Annotated in this window: 1 protein-coding gene; it reads right to left on the bottom strand. The window is 55.9% G+C overall.

What is annotated here, in order from left to right; genetic code table 11:
- The coding region (locus INT12_RS30900; protein ID WP_193059229.1) for a phosphoethanolamine transferase at positions 1–649 on the bottom strand (649 nt) is incomplete at both ends.

A 649-nucleotide genomic window follows, 5' to 3' on the forward strand; every position in this document is an offset into this window, starting at 1 on the left:
AATCCCTGCAGCATGATTTCGTCGCGACAAGCCTGATCGTCACATAGACTATCTTTGGCGGGAACGCGGTAAGACTCAAATGCAAGATCAGAGCACACCCCCTTGCATCCCGTCTGGTTGTCGCGCCACAGGGTCTTGATTCCGGCGCGCTCCAATACGTGCAGAAGCGACTCGGATCTTTTGATCTTGTCTCGGTCGTAGTCTCGCCTTCCATACATAGAAAACATGCAAGGAACGGACACCTCGGTATTGGAACCACAGGCCGTCACGTCGGTGAAGTTCACGACGTCCAGGGCTTCAAGTTGCGGTGTCGTGTTCCTAGCGTATCCGTTCAGCCCCCAGTTCTGGGCGCGAACCGTCTCGCCTACAACAATGACAAGAAAGTGTGGCTTCGCGCCTGGTGGATGAGGATCCATCGTGGCGTCGGGACCGACTACTTTGATCGGTCCACGCTCTGCGCGCGTCTCCTCTTTGATGACCTTCCCTATCGAGGCAAGGTAGTTCCCGGGCGTCGCAAGGTATCTGACTGACTTGTGGTTGCGCATAAGCGAGGATAGGTTGTCGAATGAGGCCAGTGCCGCACCAACAACTACCACTATAGCCATGCCCAGCAAGAGAGCTCTGGAAAGTAGTCCGCGCGCCATGGTGC

Origin of the sequence: Pseudomonas sp. K8 (genome assembly GCF_014889455.1) — a bacterium.
Taxonomy (GTDB): domain Bacteria; phylum Pseudomonadota; class Gammaproteobacteria; order Pseudomonadales; family Pseudomonadaceae; genus Aquipseudomonas; species Aquipseudomonas veronii.